Source organism: Janthinobacterium sp. Bl 1 (genome assembly GCF_058215535.1).
The window spans coordinates 6,159,631-6,173,423 of record NZ_CM177086.1; the positions used below are offsets into that span (position 1 = coordinate 6,159,631).

The following is a 13,793-nucleotide window of genomic DNA, read 5'->3' on the forward strand; positions in this document are numbered from 1 at the left end:
CCATTGACAGGCGATTTTTTGATTTGAATCCCTTATTATATGGGAATCTGCACCATCAACCCGATTCCACAGGCCGCTTAATGTCATTCTCCCCCAATTCTTCCACCGCGCCGGCCTCCGCCGACGCTCGCCTGACCCTGTTGAAAGCCTGGTTGACCTCGCTTAACCTCGTCGCGCCCGAATCCGCCCGCCCCGCTTCCAGCGATGCCAGCTTCCGCCGCTACTACCGTCTCGATGTGCTGCCAGGCAACACAACATTGCCAGGAAGTACACTGATCGCCATGGATGCGCCGCCCGAGCGCGAAAACGTGCCCGCCTATATCAAGGTGGCCGGCTTGCTGAAGGGCGCCGGCGTGTCCGTGCCCGACATCATCGCGCAAGACCTGGAGCAGGGCTTCCTGCTGCTCTCCGACCTGGGCACGACCACGTATCTCGACGCCCTGAACCACGACAACGCCAGCGTGCTGTACGCCGAAGCGCTGGAATCGTTGATGAAAATCCAGCTGGCCAGCCAGCCCGACGTCTTGCCCGAATTCGACCGCGCCTTCATCCTGCGCGAAATGAATCTGTTCCCGGAATGGTTTATCGGCAAGCATCTGGGCGCCACCTTGACGGATGTGCAACAAACCCAGCTGGACAAGGTCTTCGAAGCCATCACGGCGAACATCTTGTCGCAGCAGCAAGTATTCATGCACCGCGACTACCATTCGCGCAATTTGATGCACATCAACGATGGCTCCATCCCCAATCCCGGCATCCTCGATTTCCAGGACGCCGTCTTTGGCCCCGTCACCTACGACATCGCCTCGCTGCTGCGCGACGCGTATATCCAGTGGGATGAAGAACTGGTGCTCGACTGGGTGATCCGCTACTGGCAGCGCGCCAAGCAGCTGGGCTTGCCAGTCAATCCGGACATCGACGCCTTCTACCGCGATTTCGAATTCACGGCACTGCAGCGCCACCTGAAAATCCTCGGCCTGTTCGCACGCCTGAATTACCGCGACGGCAAGGATCTGTACATGGGCGACCTGCCAACCGTGCTCGACTACGTGCGCAAGACAGCCAACCGCTATACGGAACTCAAGCCGCTCGTGCGTTTGCTCGATGCTCTTGAGAACAAAACGCCGCAAGTCGGCTATACATTCTGATCACTTCAGAGCTTTACAGACTGTCAGAGCAGCCGATTTACAGATAATGAAAACGAGTCCCCATGAAAGCCATGATCTTTGCCGCAGGCCGCGGTGAACGGATGCGTCCGCTTACCGATACCTGCCCCAAACCGCTGCTGAAAGTGCGCGGCCGTCCGCTGATCGTCTGGCATGTGCTGAACCTGGTGCGCGCCGGCATCACGGACATCGTCATCAACCATTCGCACCTGGGCCATTTGATCGAGGAAGCCCTTGGCGACGGCAGCGCGTATGGCGCGCGCATCGCGTATTCGCCCGAGACCACGCCGCTGGAAACGGCGGGCGGCATCGCCCAGGCGCGCCACCTGCTGGGCGAGGAACCGTTCCTCGCCATTTCCGGCGACATCTATTGCCCGTATTTCGATTTCAAGCAGGTACTCGACGTGCTGGCCGAGAAGGACGTGCTGGGCACGCCGTACCCGGCCGACCAGCGCGACATCGCCTGGGCCTATCTGGTGCCCAATCCCGACTTCCACCCGAAGGGCGACTTCGGCCTGACCTTGTTCGCGATCAACAATACGGACGACACCAGGTGGACCTTCGCCAATATCGGCGTGTACCGTCCTGAAATGTTCGACGGCATCACGCCCGGCAGCCACGCCAAACTCGGCGATTTGCTGCGCCGGTATGCGGACCAGGGCCGCGTGGGCGGTGAAGTCTATACCGGCGAGTGGACCAATGTTGGCACCCCGGCGCAACTCGATGTGCTCAATGGCGTGGCAGCGAAGGCGCCTGCCGCATGATGGCCAATTACGCGGCACGGCGCGCGGCGCTGCTGGCGCAGATGCTGCCGGGCAGCGTGGCCATTCTCGCCACGGCGCCCGAAGTGCCGCGCAACAGCGATTGCGATTATCCATACCGCCACGACAGCTATTTCTATTACCTGAGCGGCTTTACGGAACCCGACAGCGCCGTGGCCCTGGTGGCCGCCAGCGCCACGGCGCCCGCGCGCGCCATCCTGTTTTGCCGCGCCAAGAACACGGAGCGCGAAATCTGGGACGGTTTCCGCCACGGCCCCGAGGCGGCCCGCGCCAGCTTCGGTTTTGACAGCGCCTTCCCCATCGAGGAACTCGACGTGGAAATGACACGCCTGCTGGCCGACGCCCCCGCCATCTACTATGCACTGGGCGGCAGCCTCGATGCACAAGTAAAAGTCTGGCGAAACAATGTGCGGCAAAAGGCCCGCAGCGGCGTCACGGCGCCCGCCATCGCGCATGACATTCATGGCATGCTCGACGCCATGCGCCTGCTGAAAGACACGGAAGAACAAAACCTGATGCGCCGCGCGGCCACCATTTCCAGCGCCGCCCACGTGCGCGCCATGCGCGCCACGCGTCCCGGCATGCACGAATACGCGCTCGAAGCGGAGCTGCTGTACGAATTCCGGCGCAGCGGCGCGCAGTTTCCCGCCTATTCCTCCATCGTGGCCGGCGGCGGCAACGCCTGCATCCTGCACTACAGCGCCAACAACGCGGTATTAAAAGACGGCGAGCTGGTATTGATCGACGCAGGCTGCGAACTCGATGGCTACGCCTCGGACATCACGCGCACCTGGCCCGTCAACGGCCGTTTCAGCGGCCCGCAGCGGGCGCTGTATGAACTGGTGCTGGCCGCGCAGCAGGCGTCGCTGGACATGGTGCGCCCCGGCTTGCCGCACAGCGCCATCCACGAAGCGGCCGTGCAGGTACTGGCGCAGGGCATGCTGGACCTGGGTTTGCTGGACCGCCAGAAAAGCGGCGGCGTGCAGGACGTCGTCGCCGACAAGGCCTATATGCCCTTCTACATGCACGGCACCAGCCACTGGCTGGGCATGGACGTGCACGACGTGGGCACCTACCGCGACACGGGCGCACCCGGCAAGCCATGGCGCGCGCTCGAAGCGGGCATGGTGCTGACGGTGGAACCGGGCATCTACGTGCGCCCCGGCGCGGGTGTGCCGGAGCCGTTCTGGCATACGGGCATCCGCATCGAAGACGATGTGCTGGTCACGCCGCAAGGCCATGAAGTCTTCAGCACGGCGCCCAAGAGCGTCGCTGAAATCGAACAACTGATGTCACAGGATTAACGTCGCCGCATGCATACACCGTCCACTTTCGATCTCGCCATCTGCGGCGCCGGCCCCGTCGGCATGGCGCTGGCAGCCCTGCTGGTGCAGCGCGGCAGCCGCGCCGCCGGCATCGTCCTGCTCGACGCCAAATCCATCGAACAAGCGAGGCGCGACCCGCGCACCATCGCCCTGTCGCACGGCAGCCGCCAGATTCTTGAGGAAGCGGGCGCCTGGCCCGTAGAAGCGACGCCCATCCATCAAATCCACGTCTCGCGCCGCGGCCAGTTCGGGCGCAGCCTGATGGACCGCAGCGAGCATGGCGTCGAAGCGCTCGGTTATGTGGCCCGTTACGGCGCCGTCGTCAGCGCGCTGGCCGACGTGTGCGAGCGCCTGGACGTGGCCAGCCTGCGCCCGGCCTTGGTGACGGGCAGCGTGGAAGACGCCGATGGCGTCAGCGTGCAGATCGACCAGGCCGGTGCCGCGTCGAGCTTGCGCGCCAGCCTGCTGGTGCAAGCCGAGGGCGGCCTGTTCGGCCAGCAGCCGGAACGTGCCGTCAGCCGCGACTATGGCCAAAGCGCCATCATCGCCCATGTGCGCACAAGCAGCCCCATCGTCCACCGCGCATATGAGCGCTTCACCGACGAAGGTCCGCTGGCCCTGCTGCCGCAGGACGACGGTTACGCGCTCGTGTGGTGCGTGCCGCCCACGCGCGCCGAGCAATTGCTGGCGCTGGACGACGCTGCCTTCCTGGCCCGCCTGGGCGCCGCCTTCGGCAGCCGCCTGGGACGCTTTACGCATACGACGCCACGCCTGGCCTATCCGCTGGGCCTGAACGCGCAGGCGACCGGCACGGCGCGCACGGTCGCCATCGGCAATGCGGCGCAAACCCTGCACCCGGTGGCGGGACAGGGCTTGAACCTGGGCTTGCGCGACGCCGCTGTGCTGGCCCGCGTGCTGGCGCAGGACGGCAGCCCGGCCGGGCTGGAACGCTACACCAGCCTGCGCCAGGCCGACCGGGGGCTGACCGTGCGCGTCACCGACACCATGGCGCGCATCTTCACGGGCAGCGCCCCCACGCAAGGCTTGCTGGGCCTGTCGCTGGGTTTGCTGGACGTATTTTCCCCAGCACGCAAGGCACTGGCTGGGCTGATGATGTACGGCCGCCGATAAGGCTTAACAATAAGGAAAGAGCTGGGGCGAAAAAGAAACAGGGAGCGTATCCGGCATGGAATAAACGGCCCGCGGATGCGACAATGGCTGTCACCTGGCTTTTGGCGACCGTTCCATGACAGATGCATTGCCCGCAGCACCGCCTGCCGCTCTTCCCGAAGTGCTCTTTTCCCGCCTGCTGGAAGACGCCCTCGACGCCGTCATCATCATCGATGAGCATTGCCGCATCCGCTATATCAATGGCGCCATGCAGGCATTGTCCGGCTATGCGAGCGGGGAATTGCTGGGCCAGACTTTGAACGGCCTGCTGCCCGACGCCGTCGGCGCGCAGCACGACAACCACGTGATCAATTACATCCGCAGCTCGCGCACGTCCAGCGTGCTGGGCAAGATACGCGAATTCGCCATCCGCCACCGCGACACGCAGATGATCCCCATCGAAATGAAGGCGATGGACCTGGGCGTGGTCGACGGCATCCGCTATTTCGGCGCCTTCTTGCTCGACGTGCGCGAACGGCGCGAACTGGCTGCAAAAAACGCCAGCCTGCTGGCGCAACTGGAACAGCAGGCGCTGCACGATGCGCTGACGTCGCTGCCGAACCGGCGCGCGTATGAAGCGCAAGCCGAGCAGGCGATGGCGCGCGCGGCGCGCAGCGGCGCCGCCCTGACCGTGGGCGTGGCCGACCTCGACCATTTCAAGAAGATCAACGACCGCTACGGCCATGCCGTGGGCGACGCCGTACTGCGCACGGTGGCGCAGGCGCTGCGCGACACGGGACGCATCACCGACGTGGCGGCGCGCCTCGGCGGCGAGGAATTCGGCCTGCTGTTCCCCGACGCCAGCCTGCAGCAGGCGCATAGGGTGGCCGAACGCATCCGCGCCGCCGTGGCCGCCGCCATCACGCCGTTGCCCGATGGCGGCGAACTGCAGGTGACCATCAGCATCGGCGTGGCGTCCCTGACGGCCGGCGCCACCCTGGACGCGGCCATGTCCGATGCGGACAAGGCCCTGTATGCGGCCAAGCACCAGGGACGCAATAAAGTCGTGGCGGCCCAATAAAAACGGCCCGCGCAAGGCGGGCCGTCCGGTCGCAGCAAACGGCGTTTATTCGACGGCCTTGAGCATATCCTCGATCACCTTTTTCGCATCGCCAAACACCATCATCGTGTTCGGCTGATAGAACAGATCGTTGTCCAGACCCGCATAGCCGGACGCCATCGAGCGCTTGTTGACGATGATGCTCTTGGCTTTATACGCTTCCAGAATCGGCATGCCGGCGATCGGCGATTTCGGGTCTTTCGCCGCCGGGTTGACGACGTCGTTCGCGCCCAGCACCAGCACCACGTCCGTCTGGCCGAATTCGCCGTTGATGTCTTCCATCTCGAAGACCTGGTCGTACGGCACTTCCGCCTCGGCCAGCAGCACGTTCATGTGGCCCGGCATGCGCCCCGCCACCGGGTGGATCGCGTACTTGACGGTGATGCCCTTGTGGGTGAGCTTTTCCACCAGTTCCTTGAGCGAATGCTGCGCGCGCGCCACGGCCAGGCCGTAGCCGGGCACGATGATGACGGTTTCCGCATTGCTCATGATGAAGGCGGCATCGTCGGCCGAACCCGATTTCACGGGACGCTGCTCCTGTGCACCGGCCACACCGGCCGCTGGCGCATCGCCGCCGAAGCCGCCAAGGATGACGTTGAAGAACGAGCGGTTCATGGCCTTGCACATGATGTACGACAGGATCGCGCCAGACGATCCCACGAGCGAACCGGCGATGATCAGCATCGAGTTATTCAGCGAAAAACCGATGCCGGCCGCGGCCCAGCCCGAGTAACTGTTGAGCATCGACACCACCACCGGCATGTCGGCGCCGCCGATGGGGATGATGATCAGCACGCCCAGCGCAAAGGCGATCAGGGTCATGACGATGAACGGCGTCCACGCCGGTTCGACGCCATCGGCGAAGCAGAACGCCAGGCCCAGGCCCACCATCACCAGCGCCAGCACGAGGTTGAGCATGTGCTGGCCCTTGAAGCTGACGGGCGCGCCCTGGAACAGGCGGAATTTGTATTTGCCCGACAGCTTGCCGAAGGCGATCACGGAACCGGAGAACGTGATGGCACCGACAAAGGTGCCGATGAACAGTTCGAAGCGGTTACCGATGGGCAGCGCCTCGCCATGCTTGGCGATATTGAAAGCCCATGGTTCCGACACGGCCGCCACGGCGATACACACTGCGGCCAGGCCGATCAGCGAGTGCATGGCCGCCACCAGTTCCGGCATCTTCGTCATTTCCACGGTTTTCGCCAGGTAGGCGCCGATGGCGCCGCCCGTGACGATGCCGATGATGACGAGGGTCAGGCCCATGCCGCCCGTTTGCTGCTCCTTCAGTTTCAGGATCAGCGCCACGGTGGTGACGGCGGCAATGGCCATGCCGCTCATGCCGAAGGCATTGCCGCGGCGCGCCGTCGATGGCGACGACAGGCCTTTCAAGGCCTGGATGAAGCACACCGAGGCGATCAGATACATCATCGTCACCAGGTTCATGGTGACGAAGCTCATGGCGTGACTCATTCTTTTGCTCCTTGCTTGGCCTTCGGTTCTTTTTTACGGAACATCTCGAGCATGCGCTGCGTGACGAGGAAGCCGCCGAACACGTTGACGGCGGCCAGCGCCACGGCCAGGGTGCCGGCCACTTGCGCCAGCGGGCCATCGGTCAGGCCGGCCGCCAGCATGGCGCCGACGATGATGATGGCGGAAATGGCATTGGTGACGGCCATCAGCGGCGTATGCAGCGCCGGCGTGACGGTCCAGACGACGTGGTAGCCGACATAAATGGCCAGCACGAAGATGATCAGGTTGGTGATGGTGTGACTGATTTCCATGATGTTGTTCTCTCCGGCGCCGCGTTATTTTCTGAGGATGTCATTGCCTGCGCAAACCAGGCTGGCCTTGATGATTTCATCCTCGCGGTCGATCAGCAATTGATCGTCCTTGTCGATGATGAGCTTCAAGAAGTCCAGCACGTTGCGCGCATACAGGGCCGAAGCGTCGGCCGCCACCAGGGTCGCCAGGTTCGGCTCGCCCACGATGTAGACGCCGTGCTTGACCACCGTCTTGCCCAGTTCCGACAGCGGGCAATTGCCGCCCTGCTCGACGGCCAGGTCGACGATGACGGAGCCCGGTTTCATGGCTTTCACCGTTTCTTCGGAGATCAGCACGGGCGCGGCGCGGCCGGGAATCAGCGCGGTGGTGATGATGATGTCGGCCAGTTTCGCCCGTTCGTGCACGAGTTCGGCCTGGCGGCGCATCCAGTCGGCCGGCATGGCGCGCGCATAGCCGCCCGAACCCTTGGCGATCTCCTTTTCTTCCTCGGTGAGGAAAGGCACGTCGAGGAACTTGGCCCCCAGCGATTCCACTTGTTCCTTGACGGGCGGGCGCACGTCGGACGCTTCGATGACGGCGCCCAGGCGCTTGGCCGTGGCGATCGCCTGCAGCCCTGCCACGCCCACGCCCATGATCAGCACGCGGGCCGCCTTGACGGTGCCGGCTGCCGTCATCAGCATCGGCATGAAGCGCTGGTAGGTATTCGCGGCCACCAGCACGGCCTTGTAGCCGGCGATGTTCGCCTGCGAGGACAGCACGTCCATCGACTGCGCGCGCGTGATGCGCGGCACGGCTTCCAGCGCGAAGGCGGACAGGCCGGCCGTGGCCATGGCGGCGATATTGTCCGCATCAAACGGATTCAACATGCCGATCAGCACCGTGCCGCTGGCCATCAGGGCCCGTTCATCGGCATCGGGTGCACGCACCTTGAGCACGATGGCGCAAGCATAGGCTTCCTGGGCCGTGCCGATCTGCGCGCCCGCGGCGGCATAGGCGTCGTCGGGAATCGAGGCTTGCAGGCCCGCTCCGGACTGCACGACGACTTGATGCTTGGCTGCCAGCTTCTTGACTGTCTCGGGCGTTGCCGCCACCCGCGTTTCACCAGGCCGTGTTTCGGCCGGTATGCCTATCCTCATGATGCCTCCGCTAATTGATAAACTGACTAGAATCTAACACGGAAAGCAGCGCGTTAAACGTTTGTGAAGCAGCAACTTTTAGTCGTACGACACTAATTTACCCGTAATACCAATCCTTGTTCCGCCATGCGGTATGGCGACCATATTGTGGGAAAGGTGTGTCAATCTCACCACAGTCGAGCACGTGTGCGCGCTTGTTTTGACCACAGGGAAAGCCTATATTAGCGGGCGCTTCCTGCCATCTTGCCAACTAAGCCCCCATGCTAGTGCGCTCCCCGGGAAAGACGTAAGTACCTCCCACCGCTATTTGCTAAAACGTTGTCATTTATCAATATGTCCGCGCAACAAAAGGCCGGCTTCAAACCGCGCGCGCAGAACAAGATAAAATGTCGGCTCTTTCAAGGATGGAATCATGCCGAGAATCTGGAAACCCTCTGTCACCGTTGCCGCCATCGTCGAACGCGACGGCCTGTTTTTACTGATTGAAGAAGAGACCAGCGAAGGCATCAAGATCAATCAACCGGCCGGCCACCTCGACCCGTTCGAGTCGCTGGAGCAGGCGGTGATCCGCGAAACGCTGGAAGAAGCGGCTTACGATTTCATCCCCACGGCACTGGTCGGCATGTACATGTCGCGCTATCAGTCGTTGCGCACGGGCGAGGACGTGACCTACTTGCGCTTCACCTTTTGCGGCACGGCCGGCGCCGAGCATGACCGCCCGCTGGACGAAGGCATCATCCGCACCTTGTGGATGACGCGCGACGAGCTGGCCGCATGCCAGGAGCGCCACCGCAGCCCGCTGGTGCTGCAGTGCGTGGACGAATACCTGGCTGGCCGGCGCGCGCCGCTGGCCCTGCTGCACACGCATGCGTCCGTTTTCAATAGCGCATAGCAACATTATATAAAGTACACTGGAAAGCAAGATGAGCAAGAAGAAAGTCGTTATCGGCATGTCGGGCGGGGTCGATTCCTCGGTCGCGGCATGGATGCTGAAGGAACAAGGCTATGAAGTCATCGGCCTGTTCATGAAAAACTGGGAAGATGACGACGATTCGGAATACTGCTCCACGCGCCAGGACTGGATCGACGCGGCCAGCGTGGCCGACGTCATCGGCGTCGATATCGAAGCCGTCAATTTTGCCTCCGAATACAAGGACCGCGTGTTCGCCGATTTCCTGCGCGAATACCAGGCCGGCCGCACGCCGAACCCGGACGTGCTGTGCAACGCCGAAATCAAGTTCAAGGCTTTTCTCGACTACGCCATGACCCTGGGCGCCGACCTGATCGCCACCGGCCACTACGCGCGTGTGCGCCAGGCACCGACCGATGCAGACCGTTATGAACTGCTGAAAGCCGTCGACGCCAGCAAGGACCAAAGCTACTTCCTGCACCGGTTGAACCAGGCGCAGTTGTCTAAAACGTTATTCCCGCTCGGTGAAATCCCGAAAACGGAAGTGCGCCAGATCGCCGAGAAACTGGCGCTGCCGAACGCGCAAAAGAAGGATTCGACGGGCATCTGCTTTATCGGCGAGCGCCCGTTCCGCGAATTTTTGAACCGCTACCTGTCGTACAAGCCGGGGCCGATGAAAACGGCCGACGGCAAGACGGTGGGCGAACACGTGGGACTGAGTTTTTATACCCTGGGCCAGCGCAAGGGCATCGGCATCGGCGGCGTGAAGTCGTACCAGAACGCGGACGGCAGCAGCGACGCCTGGTACGTGGCGCGCAAGGACATCGCCAACAACACCCTGTGGGTGGTGCAGGGCCATGACCACCCATGGCTGCTGTCGCCAGCCTTGACGGCCGACCAGGCCAGCTGGGTAGCCGGCACGGCGCCGCAGGCGGGCGCCTTGAGCGCCAAGACGCGCTACCGCCAGGCCGACGTGGCGTGCCAGCTGCTGCCGGATGGGAATGAACACTTCAGCCTGGCCTTCGACCAGGCGCAATGGGCCGTCACGCCGGGCCAGTCGGCCGTGCTGTACGACGGCGACGTATGCCTCGGCGGCGGCATCATCGCCAGCGCGACGGGCCTGGCTGGCGTCTAACTATTGCCTTGCGCGGCGGCGGCAAGCGCCTGCTGCTTGCGCACCATGGCGATCACCGTATTGCGCACGGTTTTCAGGACCGTGTCGGCCATGAACGGTTTCACGATGAAGCCCGACACGCCCATGGCGAGGGCCGCCTGCAGTGAGGTGGCGTCGATGCCGCCCGAGACCATGAAAATGAGCGTCTTCGGATACTGGGCGCGGATGGTTTGCACCACATTGGTCCCGTCTTCCACCTGCTCGCGCGCGATGCAGACGAAATGCGGATGGTGCTTGACCAGCAGCGCCAGCCCCAGCGCGCTCGTATGCGTCTGCCCGCAGACATCGTAGCCGCCATCGGTCAGGACCGTGTTCAGCAGGCCGCGCGCCACGGCGCTGCTATCGATCAGGACTGTCTTTAACATCATGATTTACTTCCCTTGCTTGATTGTTCTTTGCGAGTGCTCCACTTATCCCACACCAGCTTGTTCCAGGTGACACCCAAGGTCACGTCGGTCTTGAGTTCCACTAACTTTCTTGAAAGATACAGTATTTCCCGCTCTTTTCGCAGGCTTTCACCCAGCGCGCCCGGTAAAATGCCCGCGCCGGCCATCACAGCGTCGATATTGCCGTAGGCGCGCAACAGTTTTGCGCCCGTCTTCAGGCCGATCTTCGACACGCCGGGGATGCTGTCGGTGACGTCGCCCATCAGCGCCAGCAGGTCGGGCAGCAGTTCCGGCGGCACGCCGAACTTTTTCTCGACCCAGGCGTGGTCGTGCCAGACGCCCTTGAAATGGTCCCACACGAGCGCGCCGTGGGCGATCAAGCCGTGCAAATCCTTGTCGGTGGTGGCGATGACGGCTGCGCCGCGCCCCTCGTGCAGCCAGCGCATGACGGCCGTGCCGATCACGTCGTCGGCCTCGACCTCGGGAATGCTCACCACGTGCATGCCGAAGCTGGCCAGGGTGGCGTAAAAGCCGGGCAAGGCGTCGCGCAGCACCTGCGGCATGGGCTGGCGTCCCTCGCGGTAACCGGCATACAGGGCGTGGCGCCAGGTGGGGCCGCCGAAATCGAAGGCCGGCAGGATATGCGTCGGCTCGTGATCGTTGATGAGCGTGCGGAACGACGACAGCGCATGGCGCAGCGCGATTTCCGCCTTCAGGTCGGAATCGGGTTCAGGACTGGCTTCGTAGACGCGGCGTACGATATTCAAGCCGTCGATAGCGAGGAGTCTGGCCATGCGGTAAATGGATACTGGTTGAATCGATCATTTTACCGTATGGAGCAAGCACTATTCCCCGCGAATTCCGCTTGGCAGGTTTTACGCGGCGTAACAACGCCTAACAAAACCGTAGTGAGCGGAAGTGAATTGTGGCTAAGAAGCGCAACCGTACTCAAGTACGGTGAGCATCGCAGGCCGCAAGTCGCGACGCGCAGTAGGTTTGGTTAGGCGTTCTCACTTGGCGAAATCGTAGGGCCCGCCCCGTTCGAGCGCCCGCTGGTAGGCGGGCCGCGCATGGATGCGCTGCAGGAACGCCGTCAGCTTCGGCAGGCGCTCGTCGAGTCCGCCGCGCATGGCGGCCGCTTCCAGCGGAAAGCTCATCTGGATGTCGGCAGCCGTGAATTCATTGCCGGCAAACCATTTGCTGTTCTCCAGCTCCGCTTCCATGTAGGCCAGCTGGCTGTTGATATTGGGCAGGATGAAGCTGCTCTTGACCTTGCTGGCGATGCCGCGCGCGATGGGTTTCACGAAAAACGGCATCGGCGACGATTCGACCTTGTCGAACACCAGCTTCATCAGCAGCGGCGGCATGGCCGAGCCTTCCGCGAAATGCAGCCAGTAGGTCCAGCGCAGCTTCTCCGGCGTGCCCGCCGCCGGGATTAAGCGGCCATTGCCGTAGCGCTCGACCAGATACTCGATGATGGCGCCCGATTCGGCGACGGTGTTGGCGCCGTCCGTAATCACGGGCGACTTGCCCAGCGGGTGGACGGCCTTCAGCGAGGCGGGCGCCAGCATGGTTTTCGGGTCGCGCTGGTAGCGCTTGACCTCGTAGTCGAGGCCCAGTTCTTCGAGCAGCCAGAGCACGCGCTGCGAGCGCGAATTGTTCAGATGGTGGACGACGATCATGGTTTTCCCGTTAAGCGATGGTTGAGTTCCAGTATAGCCGGGACGGCCGGATCGGGGCGGCGCAAGGGAATCTGCAAAAAAATTGCGAAAAACAGTATTTTCAATTGATAACTTTTCAGTATTCCCTTATCTTGTTTTGTTTCCAATAAGTAAGGAAACCCCCTGTGGATTTCGACACCAACAACACCTCGCCCAAGCGCGAAGCCATTACCTTCAGCGCCACGGGCAGCGAATACTTCCGTATCTGGATCGTCAACCTGCTGCTGAGCATCGTCACCCTGGGCATTTATTCCGCCTGGGCCAAGGTGCGCCGCAACCGCTATTTCTATTCCAGCACCCACCTGGCTGGCAGCAGCTTCGAATACCACGGCAATGCCGTCGCCATCCTGAAGGGCCGCATCGCGGCCGTCGTGCTGATCGGCGGCTACAACATCGCTTTCCAGATCTCGCCCGTCATCGGCCTGATCATGCTCGTGCTGATGATGGCCGTGCTGCCATGGCTGGTGTGGAAAAGCCTGCAATTCAAGCTGTACAACACCAGCTACCGCGGCATCCGCTTCGGCTTTGACGGCAGCGCCAAAGAAGCCTACAAATACTTCCTGTGGCTGCCCATCCTGAACACCTTCACGGCTGGCCTGATGACGCCGTTCCTGCACCAGCGCCTGAAGCGCTTCCAGCACACGCAGAGCCGCTTCGGCAGCAGCAACTTCAGCTTCGACGCCTCGGTCGGCAGCTTCTACAAAACCTATCTGCTGTTCTTCGCCCTGCTGCTGGCCGGTTTCCTGGTCCTGATCTTTGTCGTCTTCGCCAGCGTCTTCGCCACGTTTGCCGCCGATGCCAACGATGTCACCAAGGCCGGCAGCATCTTCGGCGCCGTGGCCGCCCTGTATGCCTGGGCCTTTGTCGTGCTGCCGCTGTTCCTGACCATGATCCAGAACCTGATCTGGAACCACACGCGCCTGCAGCAGCACCAGTTCCAGTCGCAGCTGACATGGGGCCGCACCACCTTCATCATGCTGACCAACCTGCTGGGCATCGTCGTCACCCTGGGCCTGTTTTCGCCATTCGCCCACGTGCGCTGGCTGAAGTACCGCCTGGAAGCGACCTCGATGCTGGTGCATGGCAGCCTGGACGCCTTTGTCGCCGCCACCGCAGAGCAGGTGTCGGCCACGGGCGAAGGCATGGTCGACCTGCTGGACTTCGACCTGTCGCTGTAG

General features: G+C 62.7%; 14 protein-coding genes. 8 read left to right on the forward strand and 6 right to left on the reverse strand.

Features of this window, described 5'->3' with window-relative positions; genetic code table 11:
* The first annotated feature begins 80 nt into the window (after positions 1-80).
* The 5 genes from AC4BCN_RS27775 to AC4BCN_RS27795 all read left to right on the forward strand — a co-directional run bounded on the left by AC4BCN_RS27775 (position 81) and on the right by AC4BCN_RS27795 (position 5,464).
* Positions 81-1,148 carry an aminoglycoside phosphotransferase family protein gene (locus tag AC4BCN_RS27775; RefSeq protein ID WP_139090557.1) on the forward strand — a complete coding sequence of 356 codons (1,068 nt, stop codon included), beginning with the start codon at positions 81-83 and terminating at the stop codon, positions 1,146-1,148.
* A 62-nt stretch (positions 1,149-1,210) separates the two neighbouring features.
* Positions 1,211-1,930: an N-acetylmuramate alpha-1-phosphate uridylyltransferase MurU gene (gene murU / locus AC4BCN_RS27780; protein ID WP_490492212.1), complete on the forward strand. Its 720-nt coding sequence runs from the start codon at positions 1,211-1,213 to the stop codon at positions 1,928-1,930.
* Positions 1,930-3,252, forward strand: a complete 1,323-nt coding sequence (locus tag AC4BCN_RS27785) for an aminopeptidase P N-terminal domain-containing protein (RefSeq protein ID WP_490493641.1) — start codon at positions 1,930-1,932, stop codon at positions 3,250-3,252. The genes murU and AC4BCN_RS27785 overlap by 1 nt, the downstream gene beginning before the upstream one ends.
* Before the next feature lie 9 nt (positions 3,253-3,261).
* Positions 3,262-4,404 carry a UbiH/UbiF/VisC/COQ6 family ubiquinone biosynthesis hydroxylase gene (locus AC4BCN_RS27790; RefSeq protein WP_490492213.1) on the forward strand — a complete coding sequence of 381 codons (1,143 nt, stop codon included), beginning with the start codon at positions 3,262-3,264 and terminating at the stop codon, positions 4,402-4,404.
* 115 nt (positions 4,405-4,519) lie between these two features.
* Positions 4,520-5,464: a GGDEF domain-containing protein gene (locus AC4BCN_RS27795; protein ID WP_490492214.1), complete on the forward strand. Its 945-nt coding sequence runs from the start codon at positions 4,520-4,522 to the stop codon at positions 5,462-5,464.
* Positions 5,465-5,509: 45 nt separating this feature from the next.
* Here AC4BCN_RS27795 and AC4BCN_RS27800 read toward each other — a convergent pair whose 3' ends face one another.
* From AC4BCN_RS27800 to AC4BCN_RS27810, 3 genes are read right to left on the reverse strand one after another with little or no spacing between them, the layout of a single operon-like run.
* Positions 5,510-6,964 (reverse strand): NAD(P)(+) transhydrogenase (Re/Si-specific) subunit beta, encoded by a 1,455-nt coding sequence (locus tag AC4BCN_RS27800; protein ID WP_058048033.1) that lies wholly within the window; start codon positions 6,962-6,964, stop codon positions 5,510-5,512.
* A gap of 8 nt (positions 6,965-6,972) precedes the next feature.
* Positions 6,973-7,287, reverse strand: coding sequence for an NAD(P) transhydrogenase subunit alpha part 2 (locus AC4BCN_RS27805; RefSeq protein WP_034745644.1), 315 nt, complete (start codon positions 7,285-7,287; stop codon positions 6,973-6,975).
* A gap of 24 nt (positions 7,288-7,311) precedes the next feature.
* Positions 7,312-8,424 carry a Re/Si-specific NAD(P)(+) transhydrogenase subunit alpha gene (locus tag AC4BCN_RS27810; RefSeq protein WP_490492215.1) on the reverse strand — a complete coding sequence of 371 codons (1,113 nt, stop codon included), beginning with the start codon at positions 8,422-8,424 and terminating at the stop codon, positions 7,312-7,314.
* Between the two features lie 412 nt (positions 8,425-8,836).
* Between AC4BCN_RS27810 and AC4BCN_RS27815 the strand changes: the two genes are divergently transcribed.
* Together AC4BCN_RS27815 and mnmA are read left to right on the forward strand one after the other, a co-directional pair.
* On the forward strand, positions 8,837-9,316 hold the full coding sequence (locus tag AC4BCN_RS27815; RefSeq protein ID WP_034745637.1) for an NUDIX hydrolase: 480 nt from the start codon (positions 8,837-8,839) through the stop codon (positions 9,314-9,316).
* Positions 9,317-9,347: 31 nt separating this feature from the next.
* The gene (gene mnmA / locus AC4BCN_RS27820) at positions 9,348-10,469 is read left to right on the forward strand and encodes a tRNA 2-thiouridine(34) synthase MnmA (RefSeq protein ID WP_490492216.1); all 1,122 of its coding nucleotides are present in this window, start codon (positions 9,348-9,350) and stop codon (positions 10,467-10,469) included.
* On the opposite strand, the gene AC4BCN_RS27825 is transcribed toward mnmA, so the two are convergent.
* The 3 genes from AC4BCN_RS27825 to AC4BCN_RS27835 all read right to left on the reverse strand — a co-directional run bounded on the left by AC4BCN_RS27825 (position 10,466) and on the right by AC4BCN_RS27835 (position 12,576).
* Positions 10,466-10,873, reverse strand: coding sequence for a response regulator (locus tag AC4BCN_RS27825; protein WP_070303021.1), 408 nt, complete (start codon positions 10,871-10,873; stop codon positions 10,466-10,468). The two genes, mnmA and AC4BCN_RS27825, sit on opposite strands and share 4 nt — an antisense overlap.
* Complete coding sequence (locus AC4BCN_RS27830; protein WP_490492217.1) at positions 10,873-11,688, reverse strand: 5'-3' exonuclease; 816 nt, start codon at positions 11,686-11,688, stop codon at positions 10,873-10,875. The genes AC4BCN_RS27825 and AC4BCN_RS27830 overlap by 1 nt, the downstream gene beginning before the upstream one ends.
* A 216-nt stretch (positions 11,689-11,904) precedes the next feature.
* Complete coding sequence (locus AC4BCN_RS27835) at positions 11,905-12,576, reverse strand: glutathione S-transferase (RefSeq protein WP_490492218.1); 672 nt, start codon at positions 12,574-12,576, stop codon at positions 11,905-11,907.
* Positions 12,577-12,740: 164 nt separating this feature from the next.
* Between AC4BCN_RS27835 and AC4BCN_RS27840 the strand changes: the two genes are divergently transcribed.
* Positions 12,741-13,793 carry a YjgN family protein gene (locus AC4BCN_RS27840; RefSeq protein WP_490492219.1) on the forward strand — a complete coding sequence of 351 codons (1,053 nt, stop codon included), beginning with the start codon at positions 12,741-12,743 and terminating at the stop codon, positions 13,791-13,793.